Annotated in this window: 16 protein-coding genes and 1 tRNA gene; 8 read left to right on the forward strand and 9 right to left on the reverse strand. The window is 43.0% G+C overall.

Annotation, left to right across the window (positions count from 1 at the left end):
* Window positions 1-31: 31 nt before the first annotated feature.
* A complete protein-coding gene (locus P2G54_RS03425) occupies window positions 32-2,113 on the reverse strand; it encodes a T9SS type A sorting domain-containing protein (protein WP_275868200.1) in 2,082 nt (693 codons plus the stop codon).
* A 93-nt stretch (window positions 2,114-2,206) separates the two neighbouring features.
* Here P2G54_RS03425 and murF point away from each other — a divergent pair, with 93 nt between their 5' ends.
* A complete protein-coding gene (gene murF, locus P2G54_RS03430; RefSeq protein ID WP_275868201.1) occupies window positions 2,207-3,502 on the forward strand; it encodes a UDP-N-acetylmuramoyl-tripeptide--D-alanyl-D-alanine ligase in 1,296 nt (431 codons plus the stop codon).
* A gap of 54 nt (window positions 3,503-3,556) precedes the next feature.
* On the forward strand, window positions 3,557-4,234 hold the full coding sequence (locus P2G54_RS03435; RefSeq protein WP_275868203.1) for a DUF2461 domain-containing protein: 678 nt from the start codon (window positions 3,557-3,559) through the stop codon (window positions 4,232-4,234).
* Here P2G54_RS03435 and P2G54_RS03440 read toward each other — a convergent pair.
* The 7 genes from P2G54_RS03440 to P2G54_RS03470 all read right to left on the reverse strand — a co-directional run bounded on the left by P2G54_RS03440 (window position 4,229) and on the right by P2G54_RS03470 (window position 9,027).
* The gene (locus P2G54_RS03440; RefSeq protein ID WP_275868205.1) at window positions 4,229-5,044 is read right to left on the reverse strand and encodes a Cof-type HAD-IIB family hydrolase; all 816 of its coding nucleotides are present in this window, start codon (window positions 5,042-5,044) and stop codon (window positions 4,229-4,231) included. The genes P2G54_RS03435 and P2G54_RS03440 overlap by 6 nt on opposite strands.
* Window positions 5,044-5,316, reverse strand: a complete 273-nt coding sequence (locus P2G54_RS03445; RefSeq protein ID WP_275868207.1) for a hypothetical protein — start codon at window positions 5,314-5,316, stop codon at window positions 5,044-5,046. The genes P2G54_RS03440 and P2G54_RS03445 overlap by 1 nt, the downstream gene beginning before the upstream one ends.
* A 17-nt stretch (window positions 5,317-5,333) precedes the next feature.
* Entirely contained in the window at window positions 5,334-5,762 is a 429-nt protein-coding gene (locus P2G54_RS03450) for a hypothetical protein (RefSeq protein WP_275868208.1), read from the reverse strand.
* A 146-nt stretch (window positions 5,763-5,908) separates the two neighbouring features.
* Window positions 5,909-7,516 carry a PKD domain-containing protein gene (locus tag P2G54_RS03455; RefSeq protein ID WP_275868210.1) on the reverse strand — a complete coding sequence of 536 codons (1,608 nt, stop codon included), beginning with the start codon at window positions 7,514-7,516 and terminating at the stop codon, window positions 5,909-5,911.
* Between the two features lie 470 nt (window positions 7,517-7,986).
* Window positions 7,987-8,063: transfer RNA gene (locus P2G54_RS03460), tRNA-Ala, on the reverse strand.
* A gap of 48 nt (window positions 8,064-8,111) precedes the next feature.
* On the reverse strand, window positions 8,112-8,732 hold the full coding sequence (recR, locus tag P2G54_RS03465) for a recombination mediator RecR (protein WP_275868212.1): 621 nt from the start codon (window positions 8,730-8,732) through the stop codon (window positions 8,112-8,114).
* 10 nt (window positions 8,733-8,742) lie between these two features.
* Complete coding sequence (locus P2G54_RS03470; protein ID WP_275868214.1) at window positions 8,743-9,027, reverse strand: ATP-dependent Clp protease adaptor ClpS; 285 nt, start codon at window positions 9,025-9,027, stop codon at window positions 8,743-8,745.
* 62 nt (window positions 9,028-9,089) lie between these two features.
* Here P2G54_RS03470 and P2G54_RS03475 point away from each other — a divergent pair, with 62 nt between their 5' ends.
* Window positions 9,090-10,532 (forward strand): sodium:solute symporter, encoded by a 1,443-nt coding sequence (locus P2G54_RS03475; protein ID WP_275868215.1) that lies wholly within the window; start codon window positions 9,090-9,092, stop codon window positions 10,530-10,532.
* 1 nt (window position 10,533) lies between these two features.
* Here P2G54_RS03475 and P2G54_RS03480 read toward each other — a convergent pair whose 3' ends face one another.
* The gene (locus P2G54_RS03480; RefSeq protein WP_275868217.1) at window positions 10,534-10,872 is read right to left on the reverse strand and encodes an MGMT family protein; all 339 of its coding nucleotides are present in this window, start codon (window positions 10,870-10,872) and stop codon (window positions 10,534-10,536) included.
* 104 nt (window positions 10,873-10,976) lie between these two features.
* On the opposite strand from P2G54_RS03480, the gene P2G54_RS03485 reads away from it, so the two are divergent.
* From P2G54_RS03485 to P2G54_RS03505, 5 genes are all read left to right on the forward strand, one after another.
* Window positions 10,977-11,654, forward strand: a complete 678-nt coding sequence (locus tag P2G54_RS03485) for an SDR family NAD(P)-dependent oxidoreductase (RefSeq protein WP_275868219.1) — start codon at window positions 10,977-10,979, stop codon at window positions 11,652-11,654.
* Window positions 11,655-11,670: 16 nt separating this feature from the next.
* Entirely contained in the window at window positions 11,671-12,126 is a 456-nt protein-coding gene (locus tag P2G54_RS03490; protein ID WP_275868220.1) for a nuclear transport factor 2 family protein, read from the forward strand.
* A gap of 6 nt (window positions 12,127-12,132) precedes the next feature.
* On the forward strand, window positions 12,133-12,588 hold the full coding sequence (locus P2G54_RS03495) for a hypothetical protein (RefSeq protein ID WP_275868222.1): 456 nt from the start codon (window positions 12,133-12,135) through the stop codon (window positions 12,586-12,588).
* Between the two features lie 393 nt (window positions 12,589-12,981).
* Entirely contained in the window at window positions 12,982-15,429 is a 2,448-nt protein-coding gene (thrA, locus tag P2G54_RS03500; RefSeq protein WP_275868223.1) for a bifunctional aspartate kinase/homoserine dehydrogenase I, read from the forward strand.
* Complete coding sequence (locus tag P2G54_RS03505; protein ID WP_275868225.1) at window positions 15,429-16,361, forward strand: homoserine kinase; 933 nt, start codon at window positions 15,429-15,431, stop codon at window positions 16,359-16,361. Before thrA ends, P2G54_RS03505 begins: the two co-directional genes overlap by 1 nt.
* Window positions 16,362-16,366 lie beyond the last annotated feature (5 nt).

The raw sequence follows: 16,366 nt of genomic DNA on the forward strand, positions 1-16,366 counted from the left end.
TTGGGGATTTCTTACCAAACCAATCCTGTAATTAGCGGATCCAGACCTTTCGGGATTCTGTGATTCCGCCTTCAACTTCAAGCCTTAGGATGTAAAGTCCCGGAGCCAAAAAGCCAGATTCTACCTCCAGTACTTGGTTGGCATTGATTTTCAGTCCGGAAATTAGCACCTGGCCCATAGATGTGAATAGGGAACCTGTGGCCGGGAGATTGGATATGATTCGTATAGGTCCATGGCTTGGGTTAGGGTAAACTTTCAGTCGGAAATCTCCCAAGCTTGGCTCTTCAAACTCGGCAGCATCCAAATAGATCAAACCACCGGCCCTAGTCCCCAAAATAAGATCAGGACTTCCATCCAAAAGAGGCTTAACTAAAGTAATCCAGGTATTCCTTCCCAAACGGGTAGGAAGGAAAAGATCTCCAATCTGTACTTGGATTTCATCTGTTTGGGGATTATTCATGAAGTCCTTCACTCGGATCAGAATTCCTCTCTGGTCAACTGCAAAAAGGTCGGGCTCGGAAGTAGAATCAACAGAAATGCTTAAGTTCCTTGTGGCAGGATTGTCTACAAAGCCTAAAAAGTCCGCTTCTTTCAGGGTGGCGGTTTGTTGGGTGAAATCCACCTCGTACCAATCTAATCTCCCGTTTTGCCCGGCAACCAATAGGTGATTTTTTCCGCCGTAAACAAAAAACTGAAGATAATCTCCTCGGCTGGGCTTATATCCTGCCAGCTCAAAAATTGGAGTATTTGCCCCGTTCAAATCCAGAATAATTTGGTTGGGAATGTTGCCTTCATATCGGATTCCGGAAGCCAAAAAGTAGGATTTGCCCTGAGCATCTGAAAAGCGCAGAAGCTGAACATCCAGTAATTGCTGTGCTCTGAGATTCAGATAATTCCTTTCCTCAAGGGAAAAAGTGCCTTCGGGAAAAGAGAAACGGCTTATTTCAGCAAATACTCCGTCCACTTTGGTGATATTTGAAGTTACGAGTAGTTCCCCGGCTGATTCATTTCCCTGGAACAAGGGGCGCGCATTTTCGCCCAGGTCAACCTGCATATTTTGCAGTATAGGTTGATAATCCTCAAACCCTTCATTTTGGAAAATGGACTGAGCAAAATCAATCCCATAAATCAAAGCCTGCTCATTGGTGTTGAGGCTGATTACCAACTTACCGTCCAAAAACTGTGGATTGTGGAAAATGGGGAAGGAAGGTAATGCTCCCAATTGGGGGATTTCATTACTGAAGGAATTGAAGGTTGCCTGACTTTGGGTTCCTTGGTTTGGTAAAAAATAGAGTTTGTCGCATTCATCCCTACCCAAGAGAAGATCTGGGGTTCCATCGCCATCAAAGTCACGGTAAAGTATGGAATGCCCCCCGGAATGCTGGATACGTTGGTTTTCATTTTCAGTAATCCTGGAATCGAGATCCAGTCCGGAGCAGGTTTGTCCGAAGGAGATATTTCCGCAACTGCAAAATTCAAAATTTCCCCAGTGGGTAATTGGAAAGGCGAAACCATCTATATCGGGTGTTCCTTTTCGTTCCACGGAGGTGTTTTTGTAAAATTCCAGATAATCTCCTGAGGCAAAATTGAAGATGACCAAGTCCAAGTCTCCGTCATTGTCAAGGTCTTGGATCAGAGGGGTGTCCAAATTGTTGGCTTGAATATTTGCTGCCCCGTCCAAACGCAGGAAGTTTTGTGCCGTTTCCCAAGAAATTTGCCCAGAGGAGGAGGTATTACGGTAAGCCTTGATCCCTAATGCAGTGGAGGTGAAGAGGTCCTTTTTCCCATCTAGATCATAATCGGCCAAGACCATAAATCCACTGATATCTGGAGGAAAGAGGTAGCTCAGCTCTGGGAGATGGATGAAGGATCCATTTTCTTTTTTGAAAACCATCAATTGGCGGGAATTGATGTCCCAGATCACCCATTCCTCCTTTCCATCTTGGGTAAGGTCTATGGATTGTATCTGAGCTGAATTGATTCCCCCGGCAAATGGGGAAGGGAGGGGCTGACCATCGACTTTCATTGCCGGAGCCTGGTTGATCCTGTAAATCTGCTGTCCCAATAAGTTTTGGGAAAGGGTGATAAGCAGGATGATCAGAAGTCTTCGCATGGAGGATTTGATAGTCAATGCTAAAATTAATACGGAAGCTTCACTTCAAAGATGTGATGATTCCTTTATTTTGGGATAAAATTTCTTTCCTAGATGAACATCGCGATTTTATATCAACTATTTCAGAAAAGTACAGGAGTCAGCACCGATACCCGGAAAATCGAAAAGGGGAATATCTTTTTTGCACTGAAAGGCCCCAATTTCAATGCAAATGAATTCGCTGCCAAGGCTTTGGAAATGGGCGCTGCCGCTGTGGTAGTGGATGATCCTGAATATTTTGAGGAAAATGATGAGCGATATTTTATCTGTGAGGATGTGTTGACGGCTTTGCAAAAGCTGGGGAATTATCATAGACACAAACTGGATATTCCATTTATTGCCTTGACCGGTTCAAATGGGAAAACAACCTCTAAGGAGTTACTGAATGCTGTATTGAAACAGAAGTTCAAGACCTCTGCAACTGTTGGGAACCTTAATAATCATATCGGTGTGCCTCTCACACTCTTGGCTATACCCCAAGATGCAGAAATTGCCATCATCGAAATGGGAGCCAATAAGCAAGGAGATATTCAGGAGCTATGTGAAATTGCCGAGCCTACTCATGGATTTATAACCAATATAGGGAAGGCCCACTTGGAAGGGATGGGTGGCCCGGAAGGGGTTTTGAAGACAAAAACCGAACTTTATCAGCACCTCCTGGACAATAAGGGAACTGTATTTATCAACTCCCAGGACCCTGTTCTTTCCAAAATGATCAAGCGATTTCCTAATCCGGTTCTATATCCGGCGAAGGGGGATTTTTGCGAAGTAAACTTCAAAGGTGCGGATCCTTTTGTGAAGTTTTCGGTGGAGGGATTGGATGAGGTTTACCAAAGCGGATTGATCGGAGCATACAATTTTGGGAATATCGCTACGGCTTTGACTGTTGGAAAATACTTTGGAGTTCCTATGGATAAAGCCATCGAGGGAGTGCTCAGTTATCATCCTTCAAATATGCGGTCCCAATTGCTCGAAAAGCGGAGCAATCTGATTATTCTCGATGCATATAATGCAAATCCCTCCAGTATGGAAGTTGCGGTTAGGACTTTTGGGGAAATGACAGGGAAGAAACATAAAATGGTCATCTTGGGGGATATGTTTGAATTGGGGGAACATGCAGAAGATGAACATAGAAGGCTGGGTGAGATTGTGAGCCAATACCCGATTGATAAGGTTTGTTTTACCGGGAAATTGACTGTTGCAGCTTTGGAAAAAGCCCCGAAGGCCCTCTATTTTCCGGATCCGTTTTCTTTGAGAAACTGGCTTCAGGACAGTAAATTGGAGGATTACCTGATCCTGATCAAAGGGAGCCGCGGGATGAAGCTGGAGACCTTGGTGGATTTTATCTAACAAAGTTTACTAGCCCTGGTTATTACCAAGTGCTACTCCAAAAATGCTTTCCATATGAGACCCTATTTGAAATTCCTTTCTGCGCTCGCTGAAAACAACCGTAAAGAGTGGATGGATGCCAATAAAAAGTGGTATCTGGAAACCCGAGAGGAATTTCTGGAGGATGTGGATGTCCTTTTGAAGCAGTTGACCGAGTTGGAACCTAGGCTATCTGCATTCAAACCCAAGGATTGTGTATTTAGACAAAACCGAGATATCCGATTTTCAGCCAACAAAAATCCCTACAAAACAAATTTCGGAGCTTATTTTTCTCCCAAAGGTAAAAAGTCGGAGGGACCTGGGTATTACCTGCAGATCCAACCCGGGAATTCATTTTTGGCAGGAGGGATATGGATGCCCATGGCTGAGACCCTGAAAAAGATCCGACAGGAGATTGATTATTCAGGGGCTGAGCTGGAACAAATTGAGTCTGATCCGGAGTTTCGCAAATTTTTTGAGGGAATTGAGGGGGAAAAGCTCAAAACCAGTCCCAGGGATTATGATTCAGATCATCTATACATTGAATATCTGCGGCTGAAAAGCTTTACAGTTTCCCATCCCATTGCCGATCGGGATATAGATTCCGGTAAATTTATCATCCAGGCTATGGAAGGCTTTAGAAAAATGAAGCCCTTACAGGATTTTTTGGAAAGAGCTTTAGAAGATGTGGAGGACGGATCCGGGATCTTATAAATTCAAGAGCAGTTTTTCTAGGGAGCTGGCCACGCCGTCTTCTTTGTGGTGAAGGGTGATTTCATTGGCAACGGCCTTGACCTCTGGACGTGCATTATCCACCGCTACTCCCCAGCCAACCTTTTGAAGTAAATCAATGTCGTTGTAGTTGTCCCCAAAGGCTATTACATGTTCCGGTCCGAAATCATAGAGGTGGTCTAGAACCAATTGCAGTGCAGTAGCTTTGGAAATCTTTTTGGGAGCGATCTCGATATAGGTGTCTTTGGACCGATAGAGGTGTAAATCCTCAGAATGGCTGAAATGCAGCTCCCCAAAAAGCCAGCTGATTTCCTGAGATTCCCCCATGCACATGACTTTGTGGACACCAGAATCATTTTTGGACAACAAATCCAGCACTTCCTCTCCACTTTTCCATGTAGGCTGGACTTTGGTGTTTTTAATTTCACGCTGAGCCCAGTAATCGTCTTTGGGTTCATACCAGTTTTCACCTTGATACAGGCTGACATGAATAGAGGAGTTTTTGCTCAATTCAAGGATTTTGGAAACCAGGGGAAGAGGGATTTCCACAGAATCCAACACTTCTCCAGTTCCATTGATCACATAGCCTCCGTTATAGCAAATTAAAGGTTCCTTTGTGCGGTTTAGGTCACGCAGGAGATGCCGCATAGCATCCGGCATTCTGGAACTCGCCAAAATCACCGGGAAATCCTGTGGGAGTCGGCCAATTGCGTTTTTTAATCTTGGAGAAAGATCCCGCTCAGCATTGAGCAGGGTTCCGTCAATATCGGTACAGAGGGCTTTTAAATTCATTAATCAAGTTTGGACCAGTCGATTTCGTCCGCAAAGTTGGCGAAAACTCCGAATCCAATGATGGAGATGATAATAATTCCAATTGCAAAACCAATCAGTTTGACGATCAGTTCCGCTTTTGCCCAGTTGGCCTTACTTGGTTCAGTATTATTGTCCACTGCCCAAACAATCAGCATAATAAACCCGATCAGAGGGATTTTGGTGACAATCACATTGATGACCCAGTCTCCAAGTGAAAGAGGTGGTCTTTTGAATTCTTCAGGGATGATCATGGTGTTGTGGTTTTGGTTTATAGGAAATCAGCCGTATTGAAAGTGTATTCCTGCATTGCGAAATTTTCAGGATTTCGAGGATCACTTTGAATAAACTGAACTGTAATTTGCTGATAATCTGTTGATTTTTCGAAATCTCTGATGTAAAGTTCAGCGCATTTTCGAGCCAGTATTTCGGGTTGGTTGCCCAAAATCATTGGATCACCATTTTGGAGTTGGAGAAAAATAACGGATTCCGAACTATCCCCTTCAGTTGAATTGCTCAGGTTTACACTCATCCCTTGGAAATTTCCGAGTGCACGAATTTCCTCAGAAGGCAAAAAACCTTCTCCCATCAAAGTTTCCATTCCTTTAAAGGCGAAGTGGATGATTTTTTCAGGATTGCAAGAGCATGAAGAAATGCTTAAAAGGGAAATAATCAGCCAAAAGGAAGCTAGTTTGTTCATAGCGCAGCATAAAAATGAAATTTAAGGATTAAAAAGGTTCCTTAAAAGAGCTTTGGAGGAAAGCAAGCCTGATAACCCAATTGGATACTACAACAGTGGAGTTACATAAAAAATCCTTTTCTAAAAAAAGGCAGAGAAAATCCTCTCTATTTATTGATTAGCTTGATTACTTCAGAGTTGTCTCCATAGATTACTTCCAAATAAGAGAGGCCTATAGGGAACTGGTTAAAATGTTCCGATAGCAGGACTTTACCAGAATCAGGCAGATCAACTGAAAAAATGGCCAAGGTACGATTCGTATCATACACCCTCAGAAATACTTTTCTGTCCTCAAAAAGTACTGGTTTTTTCAATTTCAAGTAGGAATTTCCATCAAAGCTGGGGTTGGGATACACTTCCCAAAGACTCACGGGTTTTGGGTTGATTTCTCTTTGCACCAGTTTTACGGTGGAGAAATAAACTGCATCTTCTGTAGCTTTTTTAAGTCTATAGTAAATGGATTGGCCGAAAAACGGAAGATTTTTGTCGGTAAAACCATAGGAGGTTGCGTCGATTTTTATGTCCGATATTGCCACTGAGCCTATAGTTTCAAAATCTTGGTCGGATGAGGTTTTTCTTTGGATTTCAAAGCAGCCTTTTTCAATCTCTTTATTGGTGATCCAGGTCAAGTTTACTTCTTTTTGGTCGGAGCCTAATTTGGCTTCAAAATCCCCAAGATTCATGGATAATATTGATGCAGCTTCAACCAAAAACTCCACTTGGTTCGAGCAGTTGTTTGCATCGGTAACCACCAATCTATAGGTGCCATCGCTCAGGTTAGAGATGTCTTTTTGGGTAGTAGTACTTCCATCCGGGAAAGTCCAAAGGTAGGAATAGGGAGCAGTGCCTCCGGTTACGTTTTGCACGGTAACACTTCCTGTATTTCCACTGAGTAAATCAGGATAAACGGTGGCCTGGATTTCAATATTTGACGTTATCACCACTTCTTTGGTGATGGTGTTAATGGATGTGCCGTCATCTACAATCAGGGAAACCGGGTATGTACCGGAGCTTGGAAAACTAAAGGAAGTAATGCTATCATTGGAGTCAATAATGGCATCCCCATCAAAATCCCAGAAATACTGATAAATAAAAGGTGCTGTTCCACCGATAGTAGTGCTTGTAAACTCAACAGTGTTGGTGCAATTGGTGTTTGGATTAAAGTTAAACCTAGGATTCAAAGGCAAAGTCACATCAAAACCTAAGGCGTTAAAATAACACTGTGCGTTTTGGTTACTTTTACTTGGAGGACCACAATCAGCTGGGTTGTTGGGTACATTCCCTGTGATCCAATACATGAATACATTTTTGATCTGGATTTGATCTCCCCAGTACCAAGAGAAATCTCTTACTTTAACAGGAACTCCTTGTTGGATTTGTTGATGAACAAAGAGACAGTTCCATTGATCGGTCATATACGGCTGACCCTCTACCCAGATGTCAAAAGACATGTATAAATTATAGCCATTTGCAGTAGATCCTCCCAGGGTTACCCATAGCTCTCCATCCACCAGATCTCCGATTTCATAATTATCTGTTACAGTAAATGGCTCTCCATTACTATTGCGGAGTTCATAACTTGTTACAATAATATTTTCTTGGCTACAACTTGGGCTGCTTGTCTGTGCAAAAAGGGTAATAGAATTCAATGTTGCTGCTAAAAACAAAGCAATCGGAAAAAATGATCTAATATTTAGTATACACTTGTTTAGCATGCCTTTGTTTGGTTTTCAGGCTATAACAAATTTATGTAAAGCATTTTTATCTAAAAAAATATTTTGACATAAAATATTGAAAATCAGTCAAATAAATTTCAAAATGCAAAAAAATTGAAATGAAAAACATATATGTATAATTCATGAATGGTTAAAATTATTTGTATCTATTTTTTTGTTTTTCAGCATTTCTTAAATGCTTCTTGCAGAAATAAATCATGATAAATTATAGTGTATTATTTATTTTGTTATACCAATAATTATTGGGCTGTTTATAAATAGGTTTAGGTTTGATTGGAGGGGTAGAAGTGTCAAAATCCAGAATTTAGGCTGAAGCTTTTCAATTTATTTGATTTAGCAATTCCTAAAGTCTCGAGAAACGGCTGGTTCTCAAAAGTGATTTCTATTAGAATGGATCAGGGAAAAAACAAAAAATAAAAAAAAAGGCAAGTCAAAATGACTTGCCTTTGTGGTGGAGAATAACGGATTCGAACCGATGACCTCTACACTGCCAGTGTAGCGCTCTAGCCAACTGAGCTAATTCCCCAATCGGAGTGCAAATATATCACGAGGTTTTTTCTGCGCAAATAAAAATTTACTCAGAGTTGTAATTTATACGCGTTAGGATACTTCTGCCCAAAGTGACTTCATCTGTAAACTCCAGCTCGCCCCCGACAGGAATCCCCCGCGCTATCGTGCTGACCATAATTCCTTTTTCTTTGAGGCGTTTGGCAAGATAGAAGGAGGTAGTGTCACCTTCCATGGTGGCACTTAAGGCTAAGATCACTTCCCTTACCGGTGCGTTTTCAACAGATTCAATAACCCGTTCCAATAGGGACTCAATGGTTAGATCTTCTGGACCTATCCCATGGATTGGAGAAATCACCCCTCCCAAAACATGGTACTTGCCATTGAACTGATTGGTGTTTTCAATGGCTAATACATCCCTGATATCTTCTACTACACAAATTAATCCTGAGTCCCTTCTAGGACTTTTACAGATGCTGCATTGCTCTTCATCCGAAATGTTGTGGCAAGTTTGGCAGTATTTGATTTCCTGCCGCATCCGGGTCAGAGCAAGGGACAAAGCCTCCGTATGGGCTTCGTTCTGTTTGAGTAAGTGTAGCGCAAGTCGAAGGGCTGTTTTTTTACCTATTCCCGGTAGACGGGAAATTTCAGTTACAGCGTCCTCGATGAGTTTGGATGGGAAATTCACAAAAGGTGGATTAAACGATAGTAGCTTGGATTCCTGCGTCTAATATAGCTTCGCACATGGGTTTTAATTCCTCCTGGCTCCCTTTTTTTACAGCGCACTTTCCTTTGTAATGGATGATTAAGGTGCATTGTTCTGCCTGTTCCCGGGTATGTCTGCAGACCTTGACCAATACATTGGCAACATGATTGAAAGTATTGACATCGTCATTGAAGACAATCAAGTCATGCGCATCCAGATCCAGCAATTCCTCCAACAGGATCTCTTCTGTTTCTACATTGGGCAATGGCGAACTCAAATGAATCATTTTGCAAAATTAAGAATAATGGACAAACTTAGCGACCCTTACCTTTTGCAAATATGAACCCTCAAATAGTCCTCTTTGTTATTTCCTGCTATTTTTTTCTATTGTTTTTGATATCATGGTTTACTTCCAGAAAAGTTACTGCGGATACTTTCTTTACAGGTGACAGGCAGTCCCCCTGGTTTCTTGTTGCTTTTGGAATGATTGGAGCATCCCTTTCAGGGGTAACCTTCATCTCTGTACCCGGGGAGGTCGGCAATTCCAATTTTTACTATTTTCAGGTGGTATTGGGCTATACTTTGGGGTATTTTACCATTGCCAAAGTATTATTGCCTTTGTACTATAGGCTCAATTTGGTTTCGATCTATTCTTATCTGGAAACCCGCTTTGGGTTTTGGTCTTATAAAACCGGAGCATTTTTCTTTATACTTTCTCGGACTTTGGGGTCCTCACTTCGGGTTTTTCTTGTTGCTTCCGTACTGCAGTTAATACTCTTTGATTCCTTGGGTATTCCGTTTTGGGTTTCCGTTCTGATTACTGTAGGATTGATCTGGCTCTACACACACCGCGGGGGTATCAAAACCGTGGTTTGGACCGATACACTTCAGACATTTTTTATGCTGGCAGCTGTGGTTGTTTGTATCAAGTTGGTCGGTGATGAACTGAGTTTTTCCGGAGTTTCCGATTATTTCAAGGCGGTTTCAGGGGATAGCCGATCCGAGATTTTTAACTGGGACTGGAAGGCTGGAACGAATTTCTTTAAGCAATTTATCTCTGGTGCATTTATCACGATCGTGATGACAGGACTCGATCAGGATATGATGCAGAAAAACCTGACCTGTAAGAATATAGGTGAGGCACAGAAGAATATGTTTTGGTTTACAGTGATCCTGGTGATTGTAAACCTGTTGTTTTTGTCTTTGGGAGTGATGTTGTATCTCTACGCGGAGACCAAGGGAATCAGCATTCCCGCCAAGACAGATGAGTTGTTTCCGATGTTGGCAACCCAGCATTTTTCGGCATTTGTGGGAGTGGTTTTTGTATTGGGAATTACCGCGGCAGCCTATTCCAGTGCAGACTCTACGCTGACAGCCCTCACTACTTCTTTTTGCATTGACTTTTTGGAAATCGAGAAGAAGTATCCAGCAGACAAACGCGTTTCCATCCGCAAGAAGGTACATCTTGTCTTTACATTCGTAATGTTTATGGCGATTCTGGTGTTCTATTGGATCAATGACCAAAGTGTCATCAACTCCGTTTTTATTGTGGCGGGATATACCTATGGTCCCCTCTTGGGATTGTATGCCTTTGGTCTGTTTACCTCTTGGCAGGTTAAGGATCGATGGGTTCCCCTGATGGCAGTCGCTGCTCCAGTCTTGACTTTTCTAGTCAGCTCAAATTCCGAAAAATGGCTATGGGGCTATAAATTTGGTTTTGAGGCCTTGATTTTGAATGGGCTGTTGATGTTTTTGGGGTTATATCTGGTACGAAAGAAGTAATTTAAAGCTTCAATCCCTGTTCTGGGTCCCAAAACAGTTCTTCAAAGTTTTGGATTTTGTCATTTTCCACATGAACACCTTCAGACTCCAAAAGCTCTTGCATCCGGGTAGGGGTTTCAAAGTGATGCTTTCCAGTAAGTATCCCGTTTCGGTTGACTACTCTGTGAGCAGGTACATCGGGCAGGGTATGGGCGGCATTCATGGCGTATCCCACCATTCTGGCCCCACTTTTTAGGCCTAAATAATGTGCTATTGCTCCATAGCTGCAGACCCTTCCCGTGGGGATTTCCCGGACCACTTGGTATACCAAGTCAAAGTAGTTTGGTTTTTCTGTTTTCATCGGTGCTCTAGGGGTTCAGGACTCGTGGGTTTTTGGAATATTCATAAAAGGAATCGAAAAATAAAGCCTAATTTTAGCAAGAATCAAACGAGTTTCAAGTTACAATGAGTCGAAATATCATCATTACTGGAGCGGCCGGGAATCTAGGTTCAGCTGTTGTGGAAAAATTTAAGAGAGAGGGGTATCATGTCATTGCCTTGGTGCAGCCAGGCAAAGATGAAATGGTAGAGGAAGCCGATGACAATTACGAGGTAGATGTGACTGATGAAGCTTCTGTGACTGAATTTGTAAAAGAATATCAGCTTCAATATGCCGAACTTGATGCCTTGGCCCTTCTTGTTGGAGGGTTTGCCATGGGTGACTTGGAAAATACAGGTCGGGCGGAAATTGAAAAGATGTTCGCGTTAAACTTTTTCAGTGCTTACAATTTGGTCAGGGCATTTTTCCCAATTATGAAGAAACAGCAAAAAGGGACCTTCCTTTTTGTGGGAGCCAGACCAGCTCTTGAGCTGGGGAAAGCTACTCAAACTATCGCCTATGCCCTGAGTAAAAGATTAGTCCTCTCTCTTGCAGAGATTTTGGAGGTGGAAACCATAGGTACCTCCATTCAGTCCCATGTATTTGTCCCAAGTATCATTGATACACCCCAAAATAGAGAGGCTATGCCCGATTCGGATTTTTCCAAGTGGGTTAGTCCTCAAGAAATTGCGGAATCCATGCATTTTGCGGTCAATAATCCTGCATTGAGCAATATGACCTTCAAACTCTACGGTGAAATTTAACCCCGGAAATACCATAATGAATATCAAAATCATTTTAGTTGCCCTTTTAGTTGGTGCCACTTTTCAAGCCGGCTTTGCCCAAAGCCCTGAAGAGGAAGTCAAGCAAGTAATTGCTTCTCTTTTTGATGGAATGCGCTCAAAAAATGCCCAGCAGGTTGCCGATGCATTTTCTCCCGAAGCGCAGATGCAGACCGTTTTGGCAAAACCAGAGGGAAGTTCGGTGGGGAGTAATTCGGTTTCAGATTTTGTCAATAGAATAGCATCTACCCCTTCTGAAACCCAATTGGATGAGCGGATTTTGGACTATCAGATCAAGGTAGATGGTACCATGGCCTCGGCTTGGACTCCCTATGAGTTTTATGTCAATGGAAGCTTTAGCCATTGTGGTGTAAACTCCTTCCAGCTGGTCAAATTTGCTGAGGGCTGGAAGATTGTCTATATCATTGATACCCGTAGAAAAGAAGGTTGTTGATCAATGATGTCGGAATTTAAAGAAAGGGTTTATCAGAGTGCTATTGCCCTGTTGAAGGATAAAATTCGTTTGCTTCAAGAGGAGAGAAAGGCTATTTCGGAGGGAATTCTGGAAGATTCAAAAAGCAGTGCTGGAGATAAATATGAGACTGGCAGGGAAATGATGACCCAAGATCTCAATCACGTGGAAAGCCAATTGAAGCAAATTAACCTGGATTTGGAAGAATTGTATCGCCTGCAGTCCATCAAAGATTCAACGGGAGCTATTCGGGAGGGGTGTTTGGTAAAGTTGGGTACAGATTGGTTTCTGATTAGTGTCAGTATAGGTCAATTGGAAGTTGATGGAGAGAAGGTGTTCTTACTGAGTAAAAGCTCTCCATTGGGCCAGTCCTTACTGGGGAAGCAGGAAAATGACTCTGTTCAGTTAAGGGGAAAAATTGTCTCCATCGGCTCAGTTTTTTAACTATTTCAGTTTCTGTTTTCCAGATAAAGATTCGTTGACATATAAGAAAAGGGAAGTGTGGGTGCGTTAAATTTTTTGAATGATTTTTGAGAAATTTCAATTTTTTAACCAAAAATTCTAAAAAAATGAAAATAATAATTGGCTTTATTTGGCATAAAGGAAATATCTCCTTAAGATTGTCAGGTCAATTTGCTTGTCATGGTATTTGCATCTAACACATTTTTTATGAACGGAACCGGCTCTCCAAAGGAGTCAGGCACGATCACTTTTTTTGCCATGTACACCACAATGACCACCACCACAACGGGGGGCTCCCGTCTGTAATTTTAGAGTACCCGCCCCTTAGGCCTTTTCAGGCCAGATTTAAGTTTCCAGTCAAAGCATCTCTCAATTATGAAAATTATCAAGTTTGGAGGTTCATCCGTAGCGAACCCCGACAACATCAAAAAAGTATTTTCCATTATTCAGGATAAATTGAAAAGGCACGAGGTTTCCGTGGTTTTTTCGGCATTTGGAGGGGTTACAGAAAGTTTGCTGACCATAGCCAGATTGGCAAGGGAAGGGGATCAGGTTTATCGGGACCTCCTACAGACCTTGGAGGAAAAGCACTTGGATATTGTCCGTCAGCTGATTGCAGTTCAGAATCAATCCACTGTGATGACTTATGTCAAAGTCCGGTTCAATGAATTGGAGGACTTGTTTCATGGGATTTATTTAATCAAGGAAAACTCTACCCGTACTTTAGACTACGTGGTAAGCTTCGGAGAACGTTTATCCGCCTTTATTTTGGCAGAAGCCTTGGTTGCCAGGGGTTTGAAAACCATTTTTTTGGACGCTCGGGAAGTAATTCGAACCAATGACCGATTTGGACAAGCCCGTGTTGATTTTGAAGTTACCAATGCACTCATCAGGGATTATTATCAAAAGCATGACGGGATCAAGGTGATCACCGGGTTTATCGCTTCAACCGCAAAAGGAGAGACGACTACTCTTGGTCGTTCTGGCTCAGATTATACAGCTGCGATATTTGCCGGAGCCCTGGACGCGGATGATTTGGAAATCTGGACAGATGTTTCAGGAGTTCTGACTTCAGATCCCAAACTTGTTTATACAGCCTTTACCATCCCTCAGTTGAGTTATAATGAGGCTATGGAGCTTTCTCACTTTGGGGCGAAAGTGATTTTCCCGGCTACCATGCAGCCGGCGATGAAGAAGAATATTCCGATATACATCAAGAATACCTTTGAGCCTGAAAATCCTGGAACTCTGATCAATGGTGAAGTGACCAACGGAGCCTTGATCAAGGGGATCAGTTCCATGTCCAATATTTCTATTGTCACAGTACAGGGGGCAAGTTTGTTGGATGGAGTAGCGGGGAGTCGCGTCTTCAAGGCTTTGGCTGAAGCTAAAGTGAATATTGTCCTGATTTCTCAGGCATCATCCGAACACAGTATCTGTCTTGCCATCAAGACCGGTGAAGCTTACCTGGCCAAAGAGGTGGTGGAAAAAGAGTTTTACTATGAGATCAAATCCGGAGAAATGGATGAGGTATCTCTGATGCACGGATTTGCAACCATAGCTGTGGTTGGCGAGAATATGAAACAAAACCCCGGTGCTTCTGGACGGATGTTCCGGGCGCTAGGCCGAAATAATATCAACGTAGCCGCCATCGCACAGGGAAGTTCGGAGCTTAATATTTCCGCAGTAATTCCTCAACCGGATTTGCAAAAAGCTCTAAATGCCCTTCATGAAGCATTCTTCCTTTCCGAAAACAAGGTACTTCACGTATTCTTGGTAGGAACAGGTTTGATTGGTCAAGCATTGATCAAGATGATCGCAATCCAGCAGGAAAAATTAAGAGGGGAAAGTGAATTGGATATACAAATCCATGGCCTGGCAAATAGCCGTTTCATGGCATTTCATGAGGATGGGTTTGATTTGAAAAATCCATATCAACTGAGTGATTCGGATCAAAAAATGGATTTGGAAAGGTTTGTCCAGATGATGGAGGAAATGAACTTCTCCAACTCGGTTTTTGTGGACTGTACCGCAAGCCAGGATGTAGCCGATGCCTACAGCAGAATTCTTGAGGCAAAAGTTGCCATAGTGACTCCAAATAAGAAAGCCAATTCAGGCTCTATGGAGCAGTATAGGTCTTTGAAAAGACTGGCTAAAAAACGTGGAGTAAAGTTTCTCTATGAGACCAACGTGGCTGCTGGTCTTCCGGTGATCAACACCCTTTCAGATCTAATGCTGAGTGGGGATAAAGTGATCCGGATCGAAGCTGTATTGAGTGGCTCCATGAATTTTATATTCTCTGAACTTGAAAACGGTCAGCCATTTTCGGAGGTCGTGCGGATAGCAAAAGAAAAAGGATATACCGAACCAGACCCTAGAGATGATCTTAGTGGAATGGATGTTGCCCGAAAGATTTTGATTTTGGGAAGAGAGGCAGAACAGGAGTTGGAATTTGAGGATATCAGCATTCAGAGCATGGTTCCGGAGGATTGTCAGGATGCCAAATCTGTGGAGGAGTTTTTTGCAAAATTGAAGGTTCACGATGCCGAATTCGCCAAGATGCTGAAGGAGGCCAATAAAAAGGGAGAGAAGCTTCGATTCATGGCGACCCTTGAAAATGGTAAGGCGAAAGTGGGATTAAATTCCCTGCCCAATGCCCATCCTTTCAGTAGTTTGAGTGGCAGTGATAATATGATTCTGTTGACTACAGAGCGTTACCTGGATCGTCCAATGATTATTCGTGGCCCTGGAGCAGGTGCAGATGTAACTGCCGCGGGAGTGTTTGCGGATGTGATTCGAATCGGTAACTACACCAGGGAGTGATGGAATGGGTCAAAGCATTTGCTCCGGCTACAGTAGCCAACGTGTCCTGTGGATTTGATATCCTGGGTTTTGCCATCGATGGTATGGGGGATACGGTCAAGCTTCAAAGAAGAGAGGAACCCGGACTTCGGGTGGTATCCATTCAGGGTGATCAAGGAAGACTTCCCTTGGATGTTGAGAAAAACACTTGTGCTGTAGCTATTCAGGCCATGTTGGACGAATTGGGCCAAGATATAGGATTGGATATTTTCTTGGAGAAAGGTCTCCCTCTTGGTTCAGGAATGGGCTCCAGTGCAGCCAGTGCCGTCGCTGCTCTGGTAGCGGCTAACCGTCTTCTTGGAGAGCCTTTTGAGAAAAAAGATCTTCTGCCTTTTGCGATCGCAGCAGAAAAGGCTGCCTGTGGTGCAGGTCACGCGGATAATGTGGCACCGAGTTTATTGGGAGGCTTTGTACTGATCCGGGATTACCATCCTCTGGATGTAATCAGGCTTCACGTGCCAGAGGGGCTTTTTTGTACCTTATTGCATCCTCATTTTGAGCTGCGGACTGCTGATTCCCGCTCAGTATTGCGAGACCAGATTCCATTGAAGCATGCTACCCTACAGTCAGGTAATGTAGCAGGATTAGTTGCAGGCCTTTTTCTTGAGGATTTTGAGTTGATATCCAGGTCTCTCAAGGATGTAATTGCTGAGCCGTATCGGGCTGTATTGATCCCTGGGTTTTATGAAGTGCGGGAGGCTGTTAAAGCTGCCGGGGCCTTGGGTATGGGGATTTCAGGCTCGGGGCCTACGCTTTTTGCTCTTTCCAAAGGTTCTGAAAAAGCTGAAGCTATCGCCAAAGCGGCAGAGGAGGTTTATAGAAGTATTGGGTTGGGAGTGGATGTTTATTTTTCCGAAATCAATACGCGGGGAGGTTATGTCATTGAAGAATAAGTAAA

Source organism: Algoriphagus sp. CAU 1675, from assembly GCF_029222925.1.
Taxonomy (GTDB): domain Bacteria; phylum Bacteroidota; class Bacteroidia; order Cytophagales; family Cyclobacteriaceae; genus Algoriphagus.

Excerpts from the sequence above, each read along its gene's own strand:
- P2G54_RS03435 (WP_275868203.1), top strand. The coding sequence starts at position 3,557 with ATGAGACCCTATTTGAAATTCCTTTCTGCGCTCGCTGAAAACAACCGT.
- P2G54_RS03445 (WP_275868207.1), bottom strand. The coding sequence starts at position 5,316 with ATGATCATCCCTGAAGAATTCAAAAGACCACCTCTTTCACTTGGAGAC.
- murF (WP_275868201.1), top strand. The coding sequence starts at position 2,207 with ATGAACATCGCGATTTTATATCAACTATTTCAGAAAAGTACAGGAGTC.
- P2G54_RS03425 (WP_275868200.1), bottom strand. The coding sequence starts at position 2,113 with ATGCGAAGACTTCTGATCATCCTGCTTATCACCCTTTCCCAAAACTTA.
- P2G54_RS03490 (WP_275868220.1), top strand. The coding sequence starts at position 11,671 with ATGAATATCAAAATCATTTTAGTTGCCCTTTTAGTTGGTGCCACTTTT.
- thrA (WP_275868223.1), top strand. The coding sequence starts at position 12,982 with ATGAAAATTATCAAGTTTGGAGGTTCATCCGTAGCGAACCCCGACAAC.
- P2G54_RS03440 (WP_275868205.1), bottom strand. The coding sequence starts at position 5,044 with ATGAATTTAAAAGCCCTCTGTACCGATATTGACGGAACCCTGCTCAAT.
- P2G54_RS03475 (WP_275868215.1), top strand. The coding sequence starts at position 9,090 with ATGAACCCTCAAATAGTCCTCTTTGTTATTTCCTGCTATTTTTTTCTA.
- P2G54_RS03480 (WP_275868217.1), bottom strand. The coding sequence starts at position 10,872 with ATGAAAACAGAAAAACCAAACTACTTTGACTTGGTATACCAAGTGGTC.
- P2G54_RS03505 (WP_275868225.1), top strand. The coding sequence starts at position 15,429 with ATGGAATGGGTCAAAGCATTTGCTCCGGCTACAGTAGCCAACGTGTCC.
- P2G54_RS03450 (WP_275868208.1), bottom strand. The coding sequence starts at position 5,762 with ATGAACAAACTAGCTTCCTTTTGGCTGATTATTTCCCTTTTAAGCATT.
- P2G54_RS03495 (WP_275868222.1), top strand. The coding sequence starts at position 12,133 with ATGTCGGAATTTAAAGAAAGGGTTTATCAGAGTGCTATTGCCCTGTTG.
- P2G54_RS03455 (WP_275868210.1), bottom strand. The coding sequence starts at position 7,516 with ATGCTAAACAAGTGTATACTAAATATTAGATCATTTTTTCCGATTGCT.
- P2G54_RS03485 (WP_275868219.1), top strand. The coding sequence starts at position 10,977 with ATGAGTCGAAATATCATCATTACTGGAGCGGCCGGGAATCTAGGTTCA.